The following is a 20,523-nucleotide window of genomic DNA, read 5'->3' as shown; positions in this document are numbered from 1 at the left end:
AGGCCTGCATCAGGACGCGGCCTTCTCGGCGGCCGCGCCCACCAGGGCGATGTAGTCGTCGCCGTAGGTGGTGCCGATGTTGAGGGGGGTCGGCGTGATCGCGGACGAGAGGGTCGAGTTGTCTTCGACGACGGCGATCGCGCCGTTCTGCACGGCGGGCACCTTCGACAGCAGAGGGTCGGCCTGCATCGCGGCGATCATGTCGTCGCTGCCGTAGGCGACCATCACGTCGACGTCGGCGAACTTTTCGATCTGCTCGGTGCTGGGCGTGAACCAGAACGTCTCCGACGCGGCCGACTCCTCAGACACGTACGAGGAGGGCGCGAGCCCGAGCTCCTGCAGGTACCCCATGCGCGGGTCGAGCGTGCTGTAGAAGCCGAGGGTCGACAGGTTCGTCGGGTCGAAGTAGGTCAGCAGTGCCTTCTTGTCGGCGAGGGCGGGGTACTTCGCCGCTTCGGCGGCGATGTGCTCCTCCTTCTCCGTGACGAGCGCGTCCGCTTCGTCCTTGAGACCGAGGGCGGTGCCGTCGAGGACGGTCATCTCCTGCCAGGTGGTGCCCCAGGCCACGTTCTGGTACGTCACCACCGGCGCGATCTTGCTCAGCGTGTCGTACTGCTCCTGCGTCATTCCCGAGTAGGCGGCCAGGATGACATCGGGTCGAGCGTCGGCGATGGCCTCGTAGTCGTAGCCATTCGACTCATCCATCAGCACGGGCGTCTCGGCGCCGAGTTCGGCCAACTTGTCTTTGGTCCAGGGGAGCAGTCCGTCGCCGTCCTCGTCACCGTAGATGACCTTCGGCATGGCCACCGGCACAACGCCGAGCGCCAGGGCGACGTCCTGGTTCCCCCAGTCGACGGTGACGACGCGCTCGGGCTTGGCGTCGATCGTGGTCTCGCCGAAGACGTTCTCGATCGTGACGGGGAACCCGGCGTCGTCCGACGCGGCTTGGTCCTCTCCGGGGGCGGCCGAGGTGCCGGCGCAGCCGGTGAGGACGAGGGCGGAACCGACGGCGAGGGCCGCCAGAGCGCGGAATCGGGACACGAAGAGCCTCCTGCGTGTTAGGTAAGGATAGGCTTAGTTTAGGTCAGGCGCCGGGTGAGAACGCAAACCCGGATGCCGATGAACCGGGCGATCATCTCGACGCCGAGGTACTGGCATCCGAGGTCTCCGCCGTCGGGTGACGGCGGTCGCGCCGAGGCCGCTCGTGGCGCGCCGTATACTGGATGGCTGGCCTCTCTCGGCCTCTCACCCTTCCCCGACTGAACGGACGTTCGCTGTGCTCGCCGTGCACGACCTCGAGATCCGCGTGGGCGCCCGCGTGCTCATGTCCGACGTGGCGTTCCGCGTCTCCGACGGCGACAAGATCGGCCTCGTCGGACGCAATGGAGCCGGAAAGACCACCCTCACCAAGGTGCTCGCCGGCGACCTGCTGCCCTCGAACGGCGGCGTCGACCGCTCCGGCGAACTGGGGTATCTGCCCCAGGATCCGCGTTCGGGCGACCCCGAGATGCTCGCGCGTACGCGCATCCTCGATGCCCGCGGGCTGGGCTCGCTCGCCCTCGGCATGCACGAGGCGTCGATGGCGATGGGCGACGACGACGCCGCGGTCGCGGCGAAGGCGATGAAGAAGTACGCGCGCCTCACCGAGCAGTTCGAAGCGGCGGGCGGCTACGCCGCCGAGGCCGAGGCGGCCTCGATCGCGCACAACCTGTCGCTGCCCGACCGCATCCTCGACCAGCCGCTGAAGACCCTCTCGGGTGGTCAGCGGCGCCGCATCGAGCTCGCGCGCATCCTCTTCTCGGACGCGCAGACGATGATCCTCGACGAGCCGACCAACCACCTCGACGCCGACAGTGTCGTGTGGCTGCGCGAGTTCCTCAAGGGCTACAAGGGCGGGCTCATCGTGATCTCGCACGACGTCGAGCTCGTCGGCGAGACGGTCAACCGCGTGTTCTACCTCGACGCCAACCGCCAGGTCATCGACGTCTACAACATGAACTGGAAGAACTACCTGCGCCAGCGGGTGGCCGACGAGGAGCGTCGCAAGAAGGAGCGCGCCAACGCCGAGAAGAAGGCCACGGCGCTGCAGCTGCAGGCCGCGCGCTTCGGCGCGAAGGCCTCGAAAGCCGCGGCCGCGCACCAGATGGTCGCGCGCGCCGAGAAGATGCTGTCGGGCCTCGACGACGTGCGTCAGGACGAGCGCGTCGCCAAACTCCGGTTCCCGAAGCCCGCGCCCTGCGGCAAGACGCCGCTCATGGCATCCGGTCTGTCGAAGTCGTACGGGTCGCTCGAGATCTTCACCGACGTCGACCTGGCGATCGACCGCGGCTCGCGCGTCGTCATCCTGGGCCTCAACGGTGCGGGCAAGACGACGCTGCTGCGCATCCTCGCGGGCGTCGACCAGCCCGACACCGGCCAGCTCGAGCCCGGTCACGGCCTCAAGATCGGCTACTACGCGCAGGAGCACGAGAACCTCGACGTGAACCGGTCGGTCCTCGAGAACATGATGTCGTCGGCGCCGCACATCACGGCCACTGAGGCGCGCAAGGTGCTCGGTTCGTTCCTGTTCGTCGGCGACGACGTGCTCAAGCCCGCCGGGGTGCTCTCGGGTGGAGAGAAGACCCGTCTGTCGCTCGCGACGCTCGTGGTGTCGTCGGCGAACATGCTGCTGCTCGACGAGCCGACGAACAACCTCGACCCCGCCTCGCGCGAGGAGATCCTCGGCGCGCTCGCGCACTACGAGGGCGCCGTCGTGCTCGTCTCGCACGACGAGGGCGCCGTCGAGGCGCTCAACCCCGAGCGCGTGCTGATCCTCCCCGACGGCGTCGAGGACATCTGGGGTCGCGACTACGCCGACCTGATCACGCTGGCCTGAGCGCGAGGGGCCGAGCGAACGGTCTCGATCGCAAGAAGCGGGCGTCGCCCCGCGCGTGCGCCGGTCGGTGCGCGTCGGTCAGCGTGCGCCGGTCGGTGCGCGTCGATCAGTGCGCGTCAGTGCGCGTCGGCCAGCGCGTGCCGGTCGGCGCGCGTCGGTCAGCGCGCGCCGGTCAGTGCGCGTCGAGAAGGGCGTCTTCGTCGTCGGCGTCGCGGTCGCGCGGACGCTTGCGCGCGCGGTGCAGAGCGACCGGGTCGACGCGGCGACGGCCCGATCCGGCCGCGACGGGTTCGGCCGCGGCCTCGACCTCGGCGTCCGCGTCCGCGGCAGCGGGGGTTGCGGTGGCATCCGCGTCGTCGTCGTCTTCGGCATCCTCGCGACGGAGCTTGCGCTCGTTGATGATGACGTAGGTGATGAAGCCGAAGCCCATCACGGCGAAGAGGATCCACTGGATCGCGTACGAGAGATAGGGGCCGGGGTCGTTGCTGGGCGGGTCGACCGCGAGGGGTGCCGTGGCCGGCGCGGGGGTCTCCGACATCAGCAGTCCGTAGGCGCCCTGCTCCAGCGGCCCGGTCTGCTCGGCGACGAGGCCCAGGTTGATGGTGGGCACCTGTCCCGCCTCGGCCGTCCGGCCCGAGGTGGGCGCGGCCTCTCCCGGCCGCAGGCGCACCTCGACGACGACCTCTCCGGAGGGGGGAGCGGGGATGTCGTCGGGCTCGGACTGCTGGTTCCCGGGTGGCAGCCAGCCGCGGTCGACGAGGAAGACGCGTCCGTCGTCGAGGCGGAAGGGGACCAGCTGCTCGTATGCCGCGGAGCCCCCGTGCGCGCGGTTGCGCACCAGCAGCTGCTCCTCGGCGAGGTACTGCCCCTCGAGGCGCACGGGGCGCCACTCGTCGGAGGGGGTGAGCTGTGCTCCGGGGGAGAGCAGGTCGCCGAGGGGGACGACCGGTGCGTCGTAGTTGTCGGCCACCAGTTGCAGTTGCTCGCTGCGTTCGGCGTTGCGCGAGAACTGCCAGTTCGACAGGAACGCGCACGCGATGGCGAAGACGACGGCGATGCCGACGTAGATCGCCCAGCGTCCGGCGGCGGGCATCTCGCGGGCGCTCACGCGTCCGCCTCCGGCGAAACGTCCGCGCGCACGGCATCCGCGCGCGTCGCGATCGCGAGCGTCGCACCCGCGCGCGTCGAGGCAGCGGGCGTCGCACCCGCACCGCGCGCGTCGCGCACGATCACTCCACGCCTCGCATCCACGTCAACCAGGGTACGTCGCGTCGGCGCTCAGGCCGATTCGACCGTGAGCGCCGCGACCTCGACGGGGAAGTCGCGGGCCGCGAGGAACTCCCGCAGGTAGGCGACGTGCGCGTCGCACGCGACCCACACCTTGCGGCGGTCGGCGGCGTGGATGCGCGGATTGCGCCACCGCACGGCCCAGACGGCGACGTCGCGGCATCCTGCTCGGGAGCACTCGACGGGGGCGTCGCTCACGAGCGGTCGTCGCGGTCGCGCGCGTCGAGCCGCGGGGTCTCGGCGATGCGGATGACCACCGGGGCATCGGGTCCAGCTGCGGCGGCGGCGGGTGCGGGACGGGGAGCCTCGATCGCCCGCTCGGGGCTGATGGCGGTGGTGTCGGCGGCATCCTGGCCGACGTTGGCGACGATGACCGCGAGATACGGCAGGAAGATCGCGCCGGCGGCGAAGACGAACGTGTACCAGCCGTAGGGCGTGACGACCGCCATCGCGATGAAGCACGCGATGCGGATCCCCATCATCACCATGTACTTGGCGAAACGGTTGTCGGCGTCCTCCCGGGGAGCCTTGGGGAGCGACGTCGCGGACTGGGCGCGGTTTGTCTTCACAGTGGTCTCAGGGTACGCCCGTCCGGGGGAGGGGCGGCGCGTTCGGCGGACGGTCTTCTCGACGTCATGACAAGCGACATCTCGCCCGCCGTGGCGGTGGCGGGCGGGATGTCACCGGAGAGGGTCAGACGCCGTAGCGGGAGCCGCTCGACCCGGTGGTCACGGCGATGAGGATCGCGATCCCGACGGCGAACAGCACTCCCAGGCCGAGGCTGATGTAGCCGATCAGCAGGCCGGCGAGTCCCATTCCGCGTCCGCGTTCGCCGGTCGCCTTGATCTGCCGCAGGGAGATGTGGCCGGTCACGATGCCCACGATCTGGCCGATCACCGGGATGACGAGCAGACCGATGAGGGATGCCGCGAGCGACACGATCGAGAGGGAGTTCGTGCGCATGGAGGCCATGCCGTATCCGGAGGCTCCGTACGCGCCGCCACCGTAGGCGGGAGCACCGTAGGCGGGGGCGCTGTAGGCCGGGGCGCCGTACGCCGGGGCATCGGGCGCGGGGGGAGCGCCGTACGCGGGGGCAGCGCCGTACGCGGGTGCGTCGGGAGCGGGGGCAGCGCCGTAGGCGGGGGCAGCGCCGTACGCGGGGACCTCCTGCGATCCGGCCGTGTCGTAGGGCGGCGTCGCGGGCTGGGCCGGGGCGTCCGCCGCAGGGGCGCCGTACGGTGCGGACGACGCGCCGTACGCGGATGCCGCCGGGGCGCCGTCCACCGCGTCGCGCGCGGCGGCCGCGTCGGTGTGCGCCGCGGAGTCCGAGCCGCTCGTCTCGTCGCGAGCGCTCGTCTCGTCGCCGGCGCTCGACGCGTCGCGGGGAGCGAAGGGAGTGTCCGACGGGGACGACGCGGAGAGGGGCGTGCCGTTCTCCGTCGTGTCCTCGGGTCGATTCGAGGCGGGGGTGCGGTCGTCGCTCACGGTGTTCCCTTTCGTCGCGCTCGTTCCAGCGTTCCAGCGCCGCTCGTCCCGTGTCAAACCTCGCGGCCGCGGATCGACGGTCGTCCGACCCCCGCTCGGTAGGCTGGGGCGGTTCTGTCCCTCGCATCTCAGGAGTTCCGCCATGTCCCAGGACCGCGTCGTCGTCGTCACCGGAGGAAACCGGGGCATCGGCCGTGCCATCGCCGAGCGTTTCGTGGCGGAGGGATGGAAGGTCGCCGTCACCGCCCGCTCGGGTGAGGGCCCCGAGGGCACGCTCACGGTGCGCGCCGACGTGACGGACGCAGCCGCCGTCGACGCGGCGTTCTCGCAGGTCGAGGCGGAGCTCGGTCCGATCGCCGTCGTCGTCGCGAACGCCGGGGTGACCAAGGACACCCTCCTCCTGCGCATGAGCGAGGACGACTTCGACAGCGTGGTCAACACGAACCTCGGCGGGGCGTTCCGCGTCGTCAAGCGCGCGTCGAAGGGGATGCTGAAGGCCCGCTGGGGCCGCGTCATCCTGATCTCCAGCGTCGTGGGACTCTACGGTTCGGCGGGGCAGATCAACTACGCCGCGTCCAAGAGCGCGCTCGTCGGCTTCGCGCGTTCGCTCACCCGCGAGCTGGGCGGTCGGGGGATCACCGCGAACGTCGTCGCTCCCGGGTTCATCGAGACCGACATGACGGCCGAGCTGCCCGCCGACACGCAGGCGGAATACAAGAAGAACATCCCCGCGGGCCGGTTCGCCTCGCCCGACGAGGTCGCGGGAGTCGTCACCTGGCTCGCCGGTGACGACGCCGCGTACATCTCCGGCGCGGTGATCCCCGTCGACGGCGGTCTCGGGATGGGGCACTGACGGGCGGTCTGCACGTCGTGGCGGGGTGATTCCCGTGGGCGGTGGCCTCGGCGGGGGGCACTGACGGCGAGGTCAGCACGTCCCGGCGGGGGAGCGCTTTCCCGGCGGGCCCGTCCCGGCGCGCGCACGCGAGGGGCGCCCGCCGGCGCGCGCACGTGAGGGGCGCCCGTCGCCGCGGGGAGCGCTTGCCCGTACGGCGACTCGCGTCTTGCTCCGACACCCCGCTCCGCCCCCTCTCGTCACCGCACGGACGCCGTGAGCCTCTCCGCGAAGCGCCCCGGCTGGGAGAACTGCGGCCAGTGGCCGGAGTCGAGGTGAACCACCTCGACGTCGGCGAGACGTTCGAACTCTCGCGCGAAGGCCTCCCACTCGGCGTGCATGCGCGGCAGCGTCTCGGCGTCGAGGCGACCGGACAGGATCGTGACGGGGATGTCGTAGCGCCGATCGTCGGTCAGGGTGATCGGCGAGCTCGGGACACGTCCGGGTACGTCGACCACCTGGGCGGCGGTGCGGCGACGGGTGACATCGTCGATGTCGGAGACGTCGTCGTCGTCGAAGAAGTCCCACCCGGGGAAGTGCACGACGTCGTCGTCGACGGGGAACTCCGAGATCATCGCGCCGGGCGGGGGCACCGCGGTGTCGACGAGCACGACGCGCCGGACGCGCTCGGGGCGGCGATCGGCGGCTCCCCAGGCGACGTTGCCGCCGCCGGAATGACCGACGAGCACCACCGGGGCGTCGAGCCGGTCGATCTCGGCGACGACCGCGTCGACCCAGTCGTCGACGACGAGGTCGCCCGCGGCCGGACCGGGGAGGGTGAGGGGATGCGGGCGGTGGCCCGCGGCGCGCAGGGCCGGGAGTGCGGCATCCCAGGAGGAGGCGTCGAGCCAGAGACCGGGTACGAGGATCACGTCCATGACCGCAGCGTAGAACGCCCCTCCGACATCGTCGAGAGAACGCCCGGTCGCGGGGGATCGGCGTCGCGCCACGCCGCCGCGCCCGGTGCCGCGCCACGCGATCGCGCCCGGCGTCCCGCCCCGCTCACCGTCCCGCCCGGCGTCGCGCCCCGCTCACCGTCCCGCCCAGCGCCCCGCCTCGCCGCCGCGCCCGCCGCCCCGACGAACTCAGCGCGGCAGCAGCGCCACGACCTGTGCCAGGTCGACGTCCCCCACCACGAGATCGGCCTGCCGGCGCACCGCGGGCTTGGCGTTGAACGCGATCCCGAGCCCCGCGACCCTCATCATCTCGAGGTCGTTCGCGCCGTCGCCGATCGCGAAGGTGAGGGGCAGGGGAACGCCGAACTCGTCGGCCCACCGGTGCAGCGTGTCGGCTTTGGCCGCGGCATCCACGATCTCGCCGTCGACCTCTCCGGTGAGCGCGCCGTCGCGGACGGCGAGGCGGTTCGCGCGCCAGACGTCGACGCCGAGCGCGGGGGCGACGGTGTCGAGCACCTCGTGGAAGCCGCCCGAGACCACGCCGACCGCGCCGCCGCGCTCGTGCACCGCGGCGACCAGTTCGTCGACGCCCGGGGTCGGTTCGATCCGGGCGATCGCGCGGGCGAAGGCGTCGGTGGACACCCCGTTGAGGGCGGCGACGCGGGAGCGCAGGCTCGTGGCGAAGTCGACCTCGCCGCGCATGGCTGCCTCGGTGGCGGCGGCCACCTCGGCGCCGCGGCCGGCCTCGTCGGCGAGGAGTTCGATGACCTCGTTGCGGATCAGGGTCGAATCGGCGTCGAGGACGACGAGGAAGCGAGCGGTGTCAGGCACGCGCTCGACCCTAGCGCCTGGCATCCGGGCCCCGTGTCGCCCCGGCCGGAGCTCGCGCGAACAGCTCACCGCCGCTCGTGACGGCACCCTCGCCGTACGCCCGCACCGAGCGCCGCGCGCGGCGGCGTCGCACGGCGTCACGATCGGCGCCCGGAGGCGGGGCCGCCCGTAGGCTGGGAGTTTCCGCCGCCTCCTGAGAAGGGACCCTCCCATGGCCGACGTCGAAAGCTTCACCCTCGACCACACCGCCGTCCTGGCGCCGTACGTCCGCCTGATCGGCACCGAGTCCGGCCCCCGCGGCGACGTGATCTCCAACTTCGACCTGCGGTTGGTGCAGCCCAACGAGCAGGAGATCCCGACCGGCGGTCTGCACACCATCGAGCACCTGCTCGCGAGTCTCGTGCGCGACCGCATCGACGGTCTCATCGACATCTCGCCGTTCGGATGCCGCACCGGCTTCCACGTGATCATGTGGGGCGAGCCCGACGTCGAGGCGCTGGTTGCGGCGATCTCCGATTCGCTGCGCGCGATCGCCGAGGACGTCACCTGGGACGACGTGCCCGGCACCGACGCGTTCAGCTGCGGGAACTACCGCGACCACAGCCTGCACAGCGCGCGCGAGTGGTCGAAGGCCGTGCTCGAGAAGGGCATCTCGCGCGACGCGTTCGCGCGCGTCGGCGTCTGACCCCGGATGCCGAACGGGGCGGTGACCATGTCGGTCACCGCCCCGTCGCGTCGGCGGAATCGTCCGCTCAGGCGTGGACGTGCACGTCTTTGCCGACGACGGTGATGCCCGTCTCGGTGACGGTGAATCCGCGCGCGAGATCGCGTTCGCGGTCGACGCCGATGGTCGCTCCCGGCTCGAGGACGACGTTCTTGTCGAGGATCGCGCGGTGGATGCGCGCTCCCGCACCGACCTGCACGCTGTCGAAGAGCACCGAATCGGTGATCGTCGACCCGCCCCCGGCGAGGGCCCACGGGCCGACGACGCTGCGTTCGAGGTGGGTTCCCGACAGCACCGAGCCGAGCGAGACGATCGAGTCGATCGCGTTGCCGATGCGGCCGACCGAGTCGCGCACGAACTTCGCCGGCGGGGCGTTGAACGTCTGCGAGTAGATCGGCCAGTCGTTGTTGTAGAGGTTGAACACGGGCAGGGTCGAGATCAGGTCCATGTGCGCGTCGTAGAACGACTCGATGGTGCCCACGTCGCGCCAGTACGACTGGTCGCGCGGCGTCGAGCCCGGCACGTCGTTGCGGTTGAAGTCGTAGACGGCCGCTTCTCCGCGGTTGACGAAGTACGGCACGATGTCGCCGCCCATGTCGTGTGCCGAGGTGGGCAGTTCGCCGTCGTGGGTGACGGCGTCGACCAGGGCGTCGGCGTCGAAGATGTAGTTGCCCATCGACGCCAGCACCTCGTGCGGGGCGTCGGCGAGACCGGTGGGGTTCTGGGGCTTCTCGAGGAACTCGCGGATCTTCGTCGGGTCGCTCGGGTCGGTGTCGATGACGCCGAACTGGTTCGCGAGCGAGATGGGCTGACGGATGCCGGCGACCGTGGCCCGCGCGTCGGAGGCGATGTGGGCGTCGAGCATCTGCTTGAAGTCCATGCGGTACACGTGGTCGGCGCCGATGACGACGACGATGTCGGGCTTCTCGTCGCGGATGAGGTTCATCGACTGCAGGATCGCGTCGGCCGAACCCGAGAACCAGCGCTTGCCGAGACGCTGCTGGGCGGGGACGGATGCCACGTACGCGCCGAGCATGGGCGACATGCGCCACGTCTGCGAGATGTGGCGATCGAGGCTGTGCGACTTGTACTGCGTCAGCACGACGAGCTGGCGCAGGCCCGAATTGATGAGATTCGAGATCGCGAAGTCGATGAGGCGGTACTGGCCGCCGAAGGGGACGGCGGGTTTGGCGCGATCCGCCGTCAGGGGCATGAGTCGCTTTCCCTCGCCGCCGGCGAGGATGATTCCGAAGACCTTCGGCGCTGCAGGCATGGCACCACCCTAGGGGTCCGAGGAGGATGCGGAAACACGTCGTCGGCGCGCCCTCCGCTGTACTACCGTTCGTCTCATGCGCGTCGACATCGTGACCAAGGAGTACCCGCCGGAGATCTACGGGGGCGCCGGAGTCCACGCCACCGAACTCGTCAAGGCGCTGCGCGCCGAGGGCACCGAGGTGCAGGTGCGCGCGTTCGGTGCGGAGCGCGACGAGGCGGACACCACGTCGTACGGCGTACCCGTCGAACTGGGCTCCGCCAACGGTGCGATCCAGACGCTCGGCACCGACCTCGAGATCGTCTCCGACGTCGCGGGCGCCGACGTCGTGCACTCCCACACCTGGTACGCGAACTTCGCCGGGCACCTGGCATCCCTGCTGCACGGCATCCCGCACATCGTCACCGCGCACAGCCTGGAGCCGCTGCGGCCCTGGAAGGCCGAGCAGCTCGGCGGCGGCTACGCGGTGTCGAGCTTCATCGAGAAGACGGCCTACGAGGGAGCCGCGGCCGTCGTCGCGGTGAGCGAGGGCATGCGCCAGGACATCCTGCGCAGCTACCCGTCGTTGGATCCCGCGAAGGTGCGCGTGATCTACAACGGCATCGACACCGGGTCGTGGCATCCGGTGTCGGACGACGCGTTCCTGCGCGCGCAGGGCATCGATCCCGCGCGGCCGTCGGTCGTGTTTGTCGGCCGCATCACGCGGCAGAAGGGGCTGCCGTACCTGCTGCGCGCGGCGGAGCAGCTGCCGCCCGAGGTGCAGCTGATCCTGTGCGCCGGTGCGCCCGACACACCCCAGATCATGGCCGAGGTGCAGGAGCTCGTGCGGGGGCTCCAGGCAACCCGGGACGGCGTCGTGTGGATCGAGCGACTGCTTCCGCGCGACGAGCTGTGCGCGATCCTGACCGCCGCGACGACGTTCGTGTGCCCCTCGGTGTACGAGCCTCTCGGGATCGTGAACCTCGAGGCGATGGCCTGTGGCGCGGCGGTCGTCGGCACCGCGACCGGGGGCATCCCCGAGGTCGTCGTCGACGGCGTGACGGGGCGACTCGTGCCGATCGAGCAGGTGCAGGACGGCACCGGGACGCCCGTGGATCCCGACCGTTTCGTCGACGATCTCGCCCGCGTGCTCACGGAGGTCGTGACGGATGCCGAGACGGCTCGCGCGTACGGCGAGGCCGGGCGTCAGCGCGCCGTCGACGCGTTCAGCTGGAGCGCGATCGCGCACGAGACGGCGGCGCTGTACGCCGAGGTCGCGGGGGCGTCGCGGTAGCAGCTCCGGGTGGGCGGCGCGGGTTTCGCGTCGAGGTCGCGGGGACGCCGGTTTCGCGGCCCGTGGGGACTCCGCGCCGAGAGCGCGGGAACGCCGCCTCAGCCGTGGGGACGGGCCGTGTGGCATCCGGGTCGTGTCGTCGCGCCCGTTAGGCTAGCCACATGCCTCAGGTGCTCGAGTTCTCCGACGTCGTCGTCCGCCGGAACGCGCGGGACATCGTGTCCCACCTCGACTGGACGGTGTCGGACGACGAGCGGTGGGTGGTGCTCGGCCCGAACGGTGCCGGCAAGACCACCGTGCTGCAGCTCGCCGACACCCTGCTGCACCCTACGTCCGGGGCGGTGACGATCCTCGGCGAGCGGCTGGGACGCACGGACGTGTTCGAACTGCGTCCGCGCATCGGGTTCGCGTCGTCGGCGATGGCTCGTCGTGTGCCGCCGGAGGAGACCGTGCTCGACGTCGTGCTGACGGCCGCCTACTCGGTGGTCGGGCGGTGGCGCGAGGACTACGACGACATCGACGAGCGCCGCGCGCTGCGGGTGCTGGCCGAGTGGAAGCTCGACCACCTCGCCGACCGTACGTTCGGCACGCTCAGCGACGGCGAGCAGAAGCGGGTGCAGATCGCCCGCGCCGTGATGACCGACCCCGAGCTGCTGCTCCTCGATGAGCCGACGGCGAGCCTCGACCTCGGAGCCCGCGAGGAGCTGCTGTCGCTGCTGTCGGGGTACGCGCAGGCGCCGACGACCCCCGCGATGGTGATGGTGACGCACCACGTCGAGGAGATCCCCGTCGGGTTCACGCACGTGTTGCTGCTGCGGGACGGCGAGGTCGTGGCATCCGGGCCCCTGAGCGAGGCGCTCACGGCCGAGAACCTCTCGGCCACCTTCGGGCTCGACATCACCCTCACGCAGGAGGCGGGGCGGTACGCCGCTCGCGCGGTGTGAGCCAGGGGCGGGTCGCTCCGCCCGCTTCGGGTCGGGGGTGAGCCGTTCGGGGTGACGCCTCAACGTTCGGCTCTGGCTCTGGCTCTGGCTCTGGCTCTGGCTCTGGCTCTGGCTCTGGCTCTGGCTCGAGCCTGGTAGACTCTTCAGTTGGTGCCTCCGGCGCCGCAGACTTTGACGTCCTGGCAGAATCCAGGGCACCACTTCTCAAAGGACCTCCCATGCAGACTGACATCCACCCCACGTACAAGGCCGTCGTGTTCCGCGACCTCGGTTCGGGCGACACCTTCCTCACCCGTTCGACCGTCTCGAGCGACAAGACGATCGAGCTCGACGGCGTGGAGTACCCCGTCATCGACGTGGAGATCTCGTCCGCCTCGCACCCCTTCTACACGGGCAAGCAGCGCATCATGGACTCGGCCGGCCGCGTCGAGAAGTTCAACCAGCGCTTCAAGAACTTCGGCGGTCGTTGATCCTCAGCGGTTCCGCTTCGAGAGCCCCTCGTCCTTCGGGACGGGGGGCTCTCGTCTTTTCATGAGCGGGCCGCGGGGCCACGGGCCGCGCCCGGGGTGGGTAGGGCGGCCGGTGGGGGCGTCGAGGGGGCGGGGCGCATTGCCTTGACGACGGGGTATCTATCGGTGCGGCTCGAGGCGGCGGCGCGTGGGATAACCGATCGGTCGACGTGGGCATCCGGCTGTCGGTGCGCCTCGAGGGGGCGGCGTCGGCGCGTGGCTGATCGGTCAGTAGGCGTGGGCATCCGGCTGCTGTTGCGGCTCGAGGGGTGCCGTCGGCGCGTGGGTGGTGGGTCAGCCGACGAGGGCGTCGAGGTGCCGGTGCGGCCCGAGGGTATCGCGCCGGTCGCGCCCCATGCGCTGCTCGTCGCGCGTAGCGGCGATGATGTCGGGATCGATGTCGACGACGGCGATCCCCTCGCGCTCGTCGACGCGCGCGACGAGGCGACCGAGCGGATCGAATACGCCTGATCCGCCGATGAAGTCGTGCGGTGCGCCGACCAGGCCGCTGAAGACGACGTAGACGCCGTTGTCGAGGGCACGCGCGGCGTAGTGGAGGTCGCGGCGCCGCTCGCCGCCGGGGAAGTAGGCGCCGCTGTTGACGTACACCGTGGCTCCGGATGCCGCGGCCGACGCCGCGTGCTCAGGGAAGTTCGCGTCGTAACAGACGGAGAGGGCGATGCGGGTGTCGCCCACGTCGAAGGAACATCCTCCGTCGCCCGCGGTGAAGACGTCCCGTTCCGGGGCGTGCAGGTGCTGCTTGTCGTAGGCCGCGACGGGGACGCGGTGCGGCGCCAGGACGACGTCGGTCAGCGTGCGGCGGTCACCGCGATCGAGTGCGGTGTTGACGACCGCCACGAGACCCGCGTCATCCACGACCTTCTGGATCGGCGCGAGCCAGCGCGAGTCGGTGAGCGTAGGGAGGGGGCCGGCGAAGGCGTCGGCGTCGTACCCCGTGACGAACGCCTCCGGGAAGACCACGACAGACGCACCGGCTCGGGCCGCGCGGTCGGTGAACTCGGCCGCGCGGCGCACGTTGTGCGCGACGTCGGCGGGGCGTGCTTCAGCCTGGACGGTGGCGATGCGACAGGTCACCCGTTCATCCTGCCAGCGGAGGGGCGGGGCGTCGGCGGAGTCGTGTCGGGCGGCTGCGTTGCGGTTCGGGCGGGATGATTCCGGGATGTGCGGGGGCGCAGTTCCACGAGCGCAAGGTGGAGGGCGGTGGTCGTGTCCCGCTCCCGCTCCCGCACACGGTTCCGTTCTCGCTCCCGCTCCCGCACACGGTTCCGTTCTCGCTCCCGCTCCCGCACACGGTTCCGTTCTCGCCCCCCGATTCCGGCCCCACTTCGGGGTCCCGTTCTCGCTCCCGCTCCCGCACCGGGTCCCGTTTTTGTTCCTGCTTCCGCGCCCGTTCCCGATCCCGCTCCTCGTGTGCGCATTGCCGCACCTCCCGTGCGGTCAGAACGGTGGGGGATCGGCACCGTAGGAGCCTCCGAGGGGTGATGTCCAGGCGGCATCCTCTTCTGAGGAGGTTCGAAGCGGTGACCAGAGGGTGTCGTGACGAAGACGGTGATGATGTCGACACGTCGGCTCGAGGTTGTCGGCGTCGGTTCCCCCACCCTCGGCCCAGGCGCGTCGGTGATCCATATCGCACTCGGCCGCCCGTCGCGCGCACCCGGGGAAGGCGCAGGTGGGCGAGGTGACTCCGAGCCACCGGCGGAGCGCGACGGGCACGCGGTACGTCTTGCGATCGAGGACCAGCGGCGCGGCGGTCACGGGGTCGGTCAGCAGCCGGATCCACGAGCGAGCGTCACCGGCGAGACGACGGGCCGTGTCGAGGTCGATCGGACCGTACCCCTCGAGAACAGCGGGGTCGCTCCCGCGACCGAGAAGCGTGAGAGCGGGGACCGTCACGATGACGGTGGCCTGCACGGGGGAGGGCGTCGCGGGGCGGCCATCCGCCGCCCCGTCGCGGAACGTCTCCGACGCGGCCGAGGTCGGAGCATCCGACCGGACGATCAGATCGGCGAGCACGTCGGCGCGGAGCTGCGCGAGCGTGCGCTCTTCATCGGGCGCCGCGCGGAGATGGCGAGCGGCACGATCGAGCTGAGCCATCATGCCGCGCGCGCTCGCCGCGGGGAGCAGAGCGGAGATCGATGCCATTCCATCGAGTTCGGCGGTCATCCAGACGCCCCGATCGGCGGCCGCGCGTCGATGCCGTCGTTCGAGGGACTCGGCGTGCACCCTCTCGCGGATCGCGCGCGCGGCGACGGCGAACTTCGCGGGCACGAGACGCACCGCGCGATCGGTGACGGCGGCGTCGAAGGCGCGCCAGACCGCGTTCGCCGTGGCGGGGGCATCGGTGTCGGCGTCGCCCTGCGCGCCGTGGGAGTCGGGGGCGCCCGCGCCCTCTCGATCGGAGCCGTCCGCCGTGTCTCGGTCAGGGTCGACCGAGTCGACGGCACCAGGATGCTGCGACCCGACCGCGTCAGAAGTCTCCTCGTGAGGGTTCGGGTCCTCGCAGCCCTCCGCTGAGAGCGCCACGTCGTCGGCGGGGAGCGAATCGGCTAACCGGGACGTCTCGATCGCGTGTCGCTCGGAGATGCGCCCGGCAGCGAACGCCCGCCACGCTTCGGGGCACCGCTCCTGCAGGACCTCCGCGCGAGCGGCCCGCGCCCGGACGGTCTGCTCGGAGAGGTGCAGCCGCACGGCGATCTCGGCCACCGCCGCACGCTGGGCGAGGTCGATGCGGTCACGACGAACGGCCGCGATGGTGCGACGACGCGCGTCGCTCCACGCCCGGTCGAGCGTGGGGTCGGGGCCGACCCACGGAGTGGGATCGACGACGGCGTCGGCCAGAACCATCGCGATCAGGCGGTACTCCTCCGCCGTGGCGCGGTGCCTCTCGGCGACCACATTCTCGAGGTGACCGAGGGTCGCGTCGAGTGCGGATGCCGCGAGATCGGTCGCCGCGGGACCGGACAGGGGAACCCGGGCCCCCGCTCCTCCGGTCGTGAAAGCAGATGATGGCTCGTCCCCGAGGTGTCCGGCCTCGAATGGGTCATTCCCGACGGGAACGCCCCCGACCGTCTCGGACGCCACCCACCACTCGACGTCGGCGCTCTCGCGCAGCGCCGCCCACTCGGCGTCGAGGTCGAGCTCGTCGTCGGAGGGCCACGGAACGCCATCGCTCGCCCGGAATTCCGGCGTCGGCCGGGGCGAGGAGCGGAGGCGTCGGGTCATGCGGCGAGAGTAGCGCCGACCTCCGACATCGCCCCCGGGCGGTCGATCCGACGACCGGTCGGCGACCGTCGGATGTTCGTCGAGACTCCCATCCGCGAGCTCCGCCAGGGGTAGGGGATGTTCCGTCGATCAGCGGCCCGGCCGTGTTCCGAAGCCGGTTCCGACGGCACGGTCTTGCTCGCCGGCTCAAGCGCGCGGCGCGGGGGTCCGGGGCGTGATCTCGATCGACGGTCCGATCGCCCGTTGTCGTCCTGTTGCGCAGCGTGGTCTTGCTCGCCGATCCGAGCGGCTCCTCAGTCGTTCGCAGCGACGCGGTCTTGTTCGCCGCCTCGAGCGTTCTTCGCGGGTCATGGTCGTCGGCGTGATCGTGCTGGCCGGTTCGAGCGGCTCCGCAGTCGTTGGGGGCGGCGCGGTCTGCTCGCCGGTTCGAGCGCGCTTGACGGCTGGTTCCAGGGCGGATCCGTTGGCCGGCTCGAGCGCGCTTCGCGGCCGGTCCCGGGGCGCGGCCTCGATCGCCGGCCAGAAATCGTTCCCCCTCCGCTCACGGCGACACCGTTCTCGCCCGCCGTGACGGCGCCTCCGTTCTCGCCCTGGCGGAGGGCCTCGATCAGCGGATCGGCCACGCTCCGTCGAGCGGGGGTGCCGCGGCATCCAACCGCCCGATCTTCACGAAGTACTCGGTCAGGCTCGCGGCCTGCGCCCGTGCCCACGCGATCTGGCGCGTGTGCAGTTCGTCGAGGGTCGGTGGCATCCAGGGGCCGAACTTCTCGGCGAGGGCCAGAGCCAGACGTCCCGCGGCGACCGCGTCGGCGCAGGCTTCGTGAGCAGCGTCCAGGGGCACGGCGTAATGCTCGGCCACCACCGACAGCGTGCGCTTGCCGCGACGGTACCGGTCGAAGGTCTTGTCGACCACAAGGGGATCGATCACCGGCGACGGGGCGTGGATGGGCGCCACGCCGTGCCGCACGGCCTCGTTCTTGAGCATCGAGAAGTCGAAGGGCGCGTTGTACGCCACGACCGGGATGCCGGCGGCGAAGAGCGCCGAGAGAGCATCGACGACCTCGGCCACCACACGGGGAAGCCGGCGCGCCCTCGGCACGGGCGCGCTCGGTGGAGATGCCGTGGATCGCCGCGGCGCCGGCGGGGATCTCGACTCCGGGGTCGGCCAGCCAGTCGCGCGCGTCGACGACGTGGCCGTCGGCGTCGAGCACTCCCACGTGCGCCGTCACGATGCGATCGTTCTCGACGTCGACGCCCGTCGTCTCGAGATCGAAGACGCCGATCAGGCGCGCCCACTCGGGCGTCTGGAAGAGGGGGAGCGGCTCGGCCTGCCACGTGGTCATGCGCCCCACGGTAGAACGGGCGTCCGACATCGCCGGCCAGGCGCGCAGGGGCGGGGCCGCGCGGCCTGCCCGGGCGGCCGACCCCGGGCGGTCGGCCCGGGTGGCCAACCCCGGTGGCCAACCGGTGGCCAACCCCGGTGGCCGACCCCGGTGGCCAACCCGCGCGGCCTAACCGGGCGGCGGGAAGCCGGCGATGTCGGAGCCCCCTCGTAGACTCGACCCATGCCCAACCCCTACGCCGAGCGCCTCGCCGAGATCGCCGTCGCGCGCCGCGAGATCGACGTGCTCGGCGGCACCACGGCCTACTGGGTCTACGGAGACGACGACGCCGCGACGACGATCGTCGCCGTGCACGGGTTCCGCGGCGAGCATCACGGGCTCGATCCCGTGGTGGCCTACCTCCCCGGCATCCGGGTCGTCTCTCCCGATCTTCCGGGCTTCGGCGAGACGGCGCCGCTGCCCGGTCGGCGTCACGATCTCGACACCTACGCCGCCTGGTTGCGCGATTTCGTCGACGCCGTCGCCCCGGGTGCGGTCGTGCTCGGGCACTCGTTCGGCTCGATCGTGTCGTCCGCGGCGGTCTCGGCGGGACTCGAGACCCCGAGGCTCATCCTCGTCAATCCCATCGGCGCCCCCGCGCTCGAGGGGCCGCGCGGTGTGCTGACCCGGCTCGCGGTGTTCTACTACCTGGCCGGGGCGAGACTGCCGCGCCCGATCGGCGAGGCCCTGCTGCGCAACGGGCTGATCGTGCGCGTCATGAGCAACGCCATGGCCAAGACGCGCGACCCCGACCTGCGCCGCTTCGTGCACGAGCAGCACGACGAGTACTTCTCGCGCTTCGCCGACCGCGACGTGCTGCACGAGGCGTTCGTCACCAGCGTGTCGCACGACGTCCGCGAGTTCGCCCCGCGTATCGCTCAGCCGACGCTGCTCATCGCCGCCGAGAAAGACGACATCACGCCGATCGAGGCCGAGCGGCACCTCGCGACACTGTTCCCGGATGCCGCGCTGGTCGAGATCCCCGACGTCGGGCACCTCATCCACTACGAGACGCCCGAGGCGGCGGCATCCGCGATCAGGGAGTTCCTCGACGCGGGCTGAGGCAGGGCCCACGTTCGGCGACCCGGGGGAGGTGGGACGGTGCCTGACTGTGAGAGACCGCGCCCGGGGGTGAGTCGGGACGCTGCCCGGCGGTGAGGCGGGGCGGCGCCCGGGGGTGGCGGGGCTGTGCCCGGCCGTGAGGCAGGACAGCGCCTCGGGGCTGAGCAGGACAGATCCCGCGGGCGATACGGGACGCCACCCGGCAGCCCTGACCGCGCCCTACGCCGTCTCGGCCTTCCGCTTGCGATACGCGATGACGTTCATGCGGTTGCCGCAGTTGCCGGAGTCGCAGTAGCGCTTCGAGCCGTTCTTCGAGAAGTCGACGTAGACGCCGTCGCAGTCGTCGGCCTCGCACACGCGCACCCGGGCGTACTCGTCGGCGCGGATGACGTCGACGAACGCCATCGCCGTCTCCACGAGCATGCGCTGGGCGAGGTGGTCCGACGCCTCGGACGCGTGGATGTGCCAGTCGAATTCGTCGTGCCGCACGAGCTGGGGGAGGGCGCGTCCGTCGCGCAGCATCGCGTTGACGAGGGGGACCGCGTCGTCTCGTCCGACGCTCCACAGCTCCTGGATCCGGCGCCGGATGCCGCGCACGGCGGCCAGTTCACGGTCGTCGCGCGAGCGCGAGCCGGTGTAGGTGTGCCGCTCGGCGAAGTCGTCGAGCTCCGCCATCGTCGTGAGGGTGTCGACCCCGCTCACCTCGGTGTGGGGCAGGGTGTTGACCAGTTCGACGGTCGCGCGCAGCACCAGTTCGGTGTCACGGATGAAGACCATGTTGACTCCTGACATTCTCAGGTCGTACTGTCACGAGTGTAATCACTCTTGACCCCTGACAGCAGGCCCGCATGACCACGTCGTCCGTCACCCTTCCCCGTCCCACGCACCGCGGCTCCGGAGCCGTCACGGGACTCCTCATCGCCGTCGCCTCGGCGCTGGCCTTCTCCTCCAGCGGCCCGTTCGTGAAACCCCTCCTCGACGGGGGCTGGTCGCTCGGCGCCGTGCTCCTCGTGCGCATGGGGGTCGCGGCGCTGCTGCTCTCGCCCGCGCTCATCGCGGCGATCCGACGCCAGCGCGGATTCCTGCGGCGACACGGCCTCCTCATCGTGGCGTTCGGACTCACCGCGGTCGCTGGATGCCAGCTGTTCTACTTCGCCGCGATGCAGCGGATGCCGGTCGCGGTCGCCCTCCTGATCCAGTACATCGCGCCCGTGCTCATCGTGATCGCCGTGTGGGTGCGCACGCGCCGCGCCCCGTCGAAGGCCGTGCTCATCGGCTCGGTCGTCGCGATGACCGGGCTCGTGCTCGTCGTCGACATCAGCGGAGCGCGCTTCGACCTGCTCGGCACGCTGTTCGCCCTGTGCGCCGCCGTCTGCGCCGCCGCGTACTTCGTCATCGCCGGGCGCGCGGGCGACGACCTCCCGCCCCTCGCGCTCGCCGCCGGAGGGCTGGTCGTCGGCACGCTGCTGATGGGCGCCCTCGTGGGCGTGGGCGTGCTGCCCTTCGCCGCGCCCTCGATCACGGTGTCGCTCGCGGGGCTGCAGGTTCCCGGCATCCTGCCCCTGCTCTGGGTGGGCGCGGTCGCCACGACCCTCGGATATGCGCTGGGAGTCATCGCCGTGCCGCTCATCGGCTCGCGCCTGGCATCGTTCGTCGGGCTCAGCGAGGTGCTGTTCGCGCTCGGCTTCGCCTGGCTGCTGCTGGGGGAGACGCCGGCGCCGGTCCAGTTCGTCGGCGGGGCGCTCATCCTCGTCGGGGTGGTGCTGGTGCGCCTGGATGCCGGGAGCCCGGCCGAACCGAAGGCCGAGACCGCGAGCATCCCGGTGGTGCCGGCTCCCTAGGGAAAC

20 protein-coding genes and 1 pseudogene are annotated in these 20,523 nt (G+C 71.3%); 8 read left to right on the top strand and 13 right to left on the bottom strand.

All coding sequences use genetic code 11. The features are described 5' to 3' along the window. Positions 1-9: 9 nt before the first annotated feature. Positions 10-1,041, bottom strand: a complete 1,032-nt coding sequence (locus AB1K56_RS09210) for an iron-siderophore ABC transporter substrate-binding protein (protein WP_371205399.1) — start codon at positions 1,039-1,041, stop codon at positions 10-12. 235 nt (positions 1,042-1,276) lie between these two features. Here AB1K56_RS09210 and AB1K56_RS09205 point away from each other — a divergent pair, with 235 nt between their 5' ends. Next, positions 1,277-2,875 (top strand): ABC-F family ATP-binding cassette domain-containing protein, encoded by a 1,599-nt coding sequence (locus tag AB1K56_RS09205; protein WP_371205398.1) that lies wholly within the window; start codon positions 1,277-1,279, stop codon positions 2,873-2,875. 172 nt (positions 2,876-3,047) lie between these two features. Here the strand turns inward: AB1K56_RS09205 and AB1K56_RS09200 are convergent, their stop codons facing one another. The 5 genes from AB1K56_RS09200 to AB1K56_RS09180 all read right to left on the bottom strand — a co-directional run bounded on the left by AB1K56_RS09200 (position 3,048) and on the right by AB1K56_RS09180 (position 5,647). Further along, positions 3,048-3,968 carry an SURF1 family protein gene (locus tag AB1K56_RS09200; protein WP_371205440.1) on the bottom strand — a complete coding sequence of 307 codons (921 nt, stop codon included), beginning with the start codon at positions 3,966-3,968 and terminating at the stop codon, positions 3,048-3,050. A gap of 11 nt (positions 3,969-3,979) precedes the next feature. Next, positions 3,980-4,126 (bottom strand): hypothetical protein, encoded by a 147-nt coding sequence (locus tag AB1K56_RS09195; RefSeq protein ID WP_371205397.1) that lies wholly within the window; start codon positions 4,124-4,126, stop codon positions 3,980-3,982. A 27-nt stretch (positions 4,127-4,153) separates the two neighbouring features. Next, positions 4,154-4,360 carry a hypothetical protein gene (locus AB1K56_RS09190; RefSeq protein WP_136585781.1) on the bottom strand — a complete coding sequence of 69 codons (207 nt, stop codon included), beginning with the start codon at positions 4,358-4,360 and terminating at the stop codon, positions 4,154-4,156. Further along, entirely contained in the window at positions 4,357-4,731 is a 375-nt protein-coding gene (locus AB1K56_RS09185) for a DUF3099 domain-containing protein (RefSeq protein ID WP_371205396.1), read from the bottom strand. Before AB1K56_RS09185 ends, AB1K56_RS09190 begins: the two co-directional genes overlap by 4 nt. Before the next feature lie 124 nt (positions 4,732-4,855). Then, positions 4,856-5,647 (bottom strand): DUF4190 domain-containing protein, encoded by a 792-nt coding sequence (locus tag AB1K56_RS09180; protein ID WP_371205395.1) that lies wholly within the window; start codon positions 5,645-5,647, stop codon positions 4,856-4,858. Between the two features lie 142 nt (positions 5,648-5,789). Between AB1K56_RS09180 and fabG the strand changes: the two genes are divergently transcribed. Then, positions 5,790-6,500, top strand: a complete 711-nt coding sequence (fabG, locus tag AB1K56_RS09175) for a 3-oxoacyl-ACP reductase FabG (protein ID WP_251507436.1) — start codon at positions 5,790-5,792, stop codon at positions 6,498-6,500. 239 nt (positions 6,501-6,739) lie between these two features. Here the strand turns inward: fabG and AB1K56_RS09170 are convergent, their stop codons facing one another. Then, positions 6,740-7,417 (bottom strand): alpha/beta fold hydrolase, encoded by a 678-nt coding sequence (locus AB1K56_RS09170; RefSeq protein WP_371205394.1) that lies wholly within the window; start codon positions 7,415-7,417, stop codon positions 6,740-6,742. 207 nt (positions 7,418-7,624) lie between these two features. Continuing rightward, entirely contained in the window at positions 7,625-8,266 is a 642-nt protein-coding gene (gene serB, locus AB1K56_RS09165; RefSeq protein ID WP_371205393.1) for a phosphoserine phosphatase SerB, read from the bottom strand. A gap of 211 nt (positions 8,267-8,477) precedes the next feature. Here serB and AB1K56_RS09160 point away from each other — a divergent pair, with 211 nt between their 5' ends. Further along, positions 8,478-8,951: an S-ribosylhomocysteine lyase gene (locus AB1K56_RS09160; protein WP_371205392.1), complete on the top strand. Its 474-nt coding sequence runs from the start codon at positions 8,478-8,480 to the stop codon at positions 8,949-8,951. A 67-nt stretch (positions 8,952-9,018) separates the two neighbouring features. Here the strand turns inward: AB1K56_RS09160 and glgC are convergent, their stop codons facing one another. Beyond that, positions 9,019-10,263, bottom strand: coding sequence for a glucose-1-phosphate adenylyltransferase (gene glgC / locus AB1K56_RS09155; RefSeq protein ID WP_136585774.1), 1,245 nt, complete (start codon positions 10,261-10,263; stop codon positions 9,019-9,021). 76 nt (positions 10,264-10,339) lie between these two features. On the opposite strand from glgC, the gene glgA reads away from it, so the two are divergent. The 3 genes from glgA (at position 10,340) to AB1K56_RS09140 (ending at position 12,950) form a co-directional block, all read left to right on the top strand. Next, the gene (gene glgA, locus AB1K56_RS09150; RefSeq protein ID WP_371205391.1) at positions 10,340-11,536 is read left to right on the top strand and encodes a glycogen synthase; all 1,197 of its coding nucleotides are present in this window, start codon (positions 10,340-10,342) and stop codon (positions 11,534-11,536) included. Positions 11,537-11,697: 161 nt separating this feature from the next. Next, complete coding sequence (locus tag AB1K56_RS09145; RefSeq protein ID WP_136585772.1) at positions 11,698-12,480, top strand: ABC transporter ATP-binding protein; 783 nt, start codon at positions 11,698-11,700, stop codon at positions 12,478-12,480. A gap of 218 nt (positions 12,481-12,698) precedes the next feature. Continuing rightward, the gene (locus AB1K56_RS09140) at positions 12,699-12,950 is read left to right on the top strand and encodes a type B 50S ribosomal protein L31 (RefSeq protein WP_055837630.1); all 252 of its coding nucleotides are present in this window, start codon (positions 12,699-12,701) and stop codon (positions 12,948-12,950) included. Positions 12,951-13,283: 333 nt separating this feature from the next. On the opposite strand, the gene AB1K56_RS09135 is transcribed toward AB1K56_RS09140, so the two are convergent. The 3 genes and pseudogenes from AB1K56_RS09135 to AB1K56_RS09125 form a co-directional block, all read right to left on the bottom strand. Next, positions 13,284-14,084, bottom strand: coding sequence for a carbon-nitrogen hydrolase family protein (locus tag AB1K56_RS09135; RefSeq protein WP_371205390.1), 801 nt, complete (start codon positions 14,082-14,084; stop codon positions 13,284-13,286). Between the two features lie 363 nt (positions 14,085-14,447). Further along, positions 14,448-16,232, bottom strand: coding sequence for a DUF222 domain-containing protein (locus AB1K56_RS09130; RefSeq protein WP_371205389.1), 1,785 nt, complete (start codon positions 16,230-16,232; stop codon positions 14,448-14,450). Positions 16,233-16,839: 607 nt separating this feature from the next. Further along, positions 16,840-17,575, bottom strand: a pseudogene (locus AB1K56_RS09125) (exonuclease domain-containing protein). Between the two features lie 222 nt (positions 17,576-17,797). Between AB1K56_RS09125 and AB1K56_RS09120 the strand changes: the two are divergent. Continuing rightward, positions 17,798-18,676, top strand: coding sequence for an alpha/beta fold hydrolase (locus AB1K56_RS09120; protein WP_371205388.1), 879 nt, complete (start codon positions 17,798-17,800; stop codon positions 18,674-18,676). Between the two features lie 219 nt (positions 18,677-18,895). On the opposite strand, the gene AB1K56_RS09115 is transcribed toward AB1K56_RS09120, so the two are convergent. After that, positions 18,896-19,453 carry a CGNR zinc finger domain-containing protein gene (locus AB1K56_RS09115; protein WP_371205387.1) on the bottom strand — a complete coding sequence of 186 codons (558 nt, stop codon included), beginning with the start codon at positions 19,451-19,453 and terminating at the stop codon, positions 18,896-18,898. A 71-nt stretch (positions 19,454-19,524) separates the two neighbouring features. Between AB1K56_RS09115 and AB1K56_RS09110 the strand changes: the two genes are divergently transcribed. Further along, on the top strand, positions 19,525-20,517 hold the full coding sequence (locus AB1K56_RS09110; protein ID WP_371205386.1) for a DMT family transporter: 993 nt from the start codon (positions 19,525-19,527) through the stop codon (positions 20,515-20,517). Positions 20,518-20,523 lie beyond the last annotated feature (6 nt).

This window comes from Microbacterium sp. BWR-S6Y (assembly GCF_041379845.1).
Classification (GTDB): domain Bacteria; phylum Actinomycetota; class Actinomycetes; order Actinomycetales; family Microbacteriaceae; genus Microbacterium; species Microbacterium hydrothermale.
Note: the sequence above shows the minus strand (reverse complement) of the source record. Positions and strands in the feature narration are given on the sequence as shown.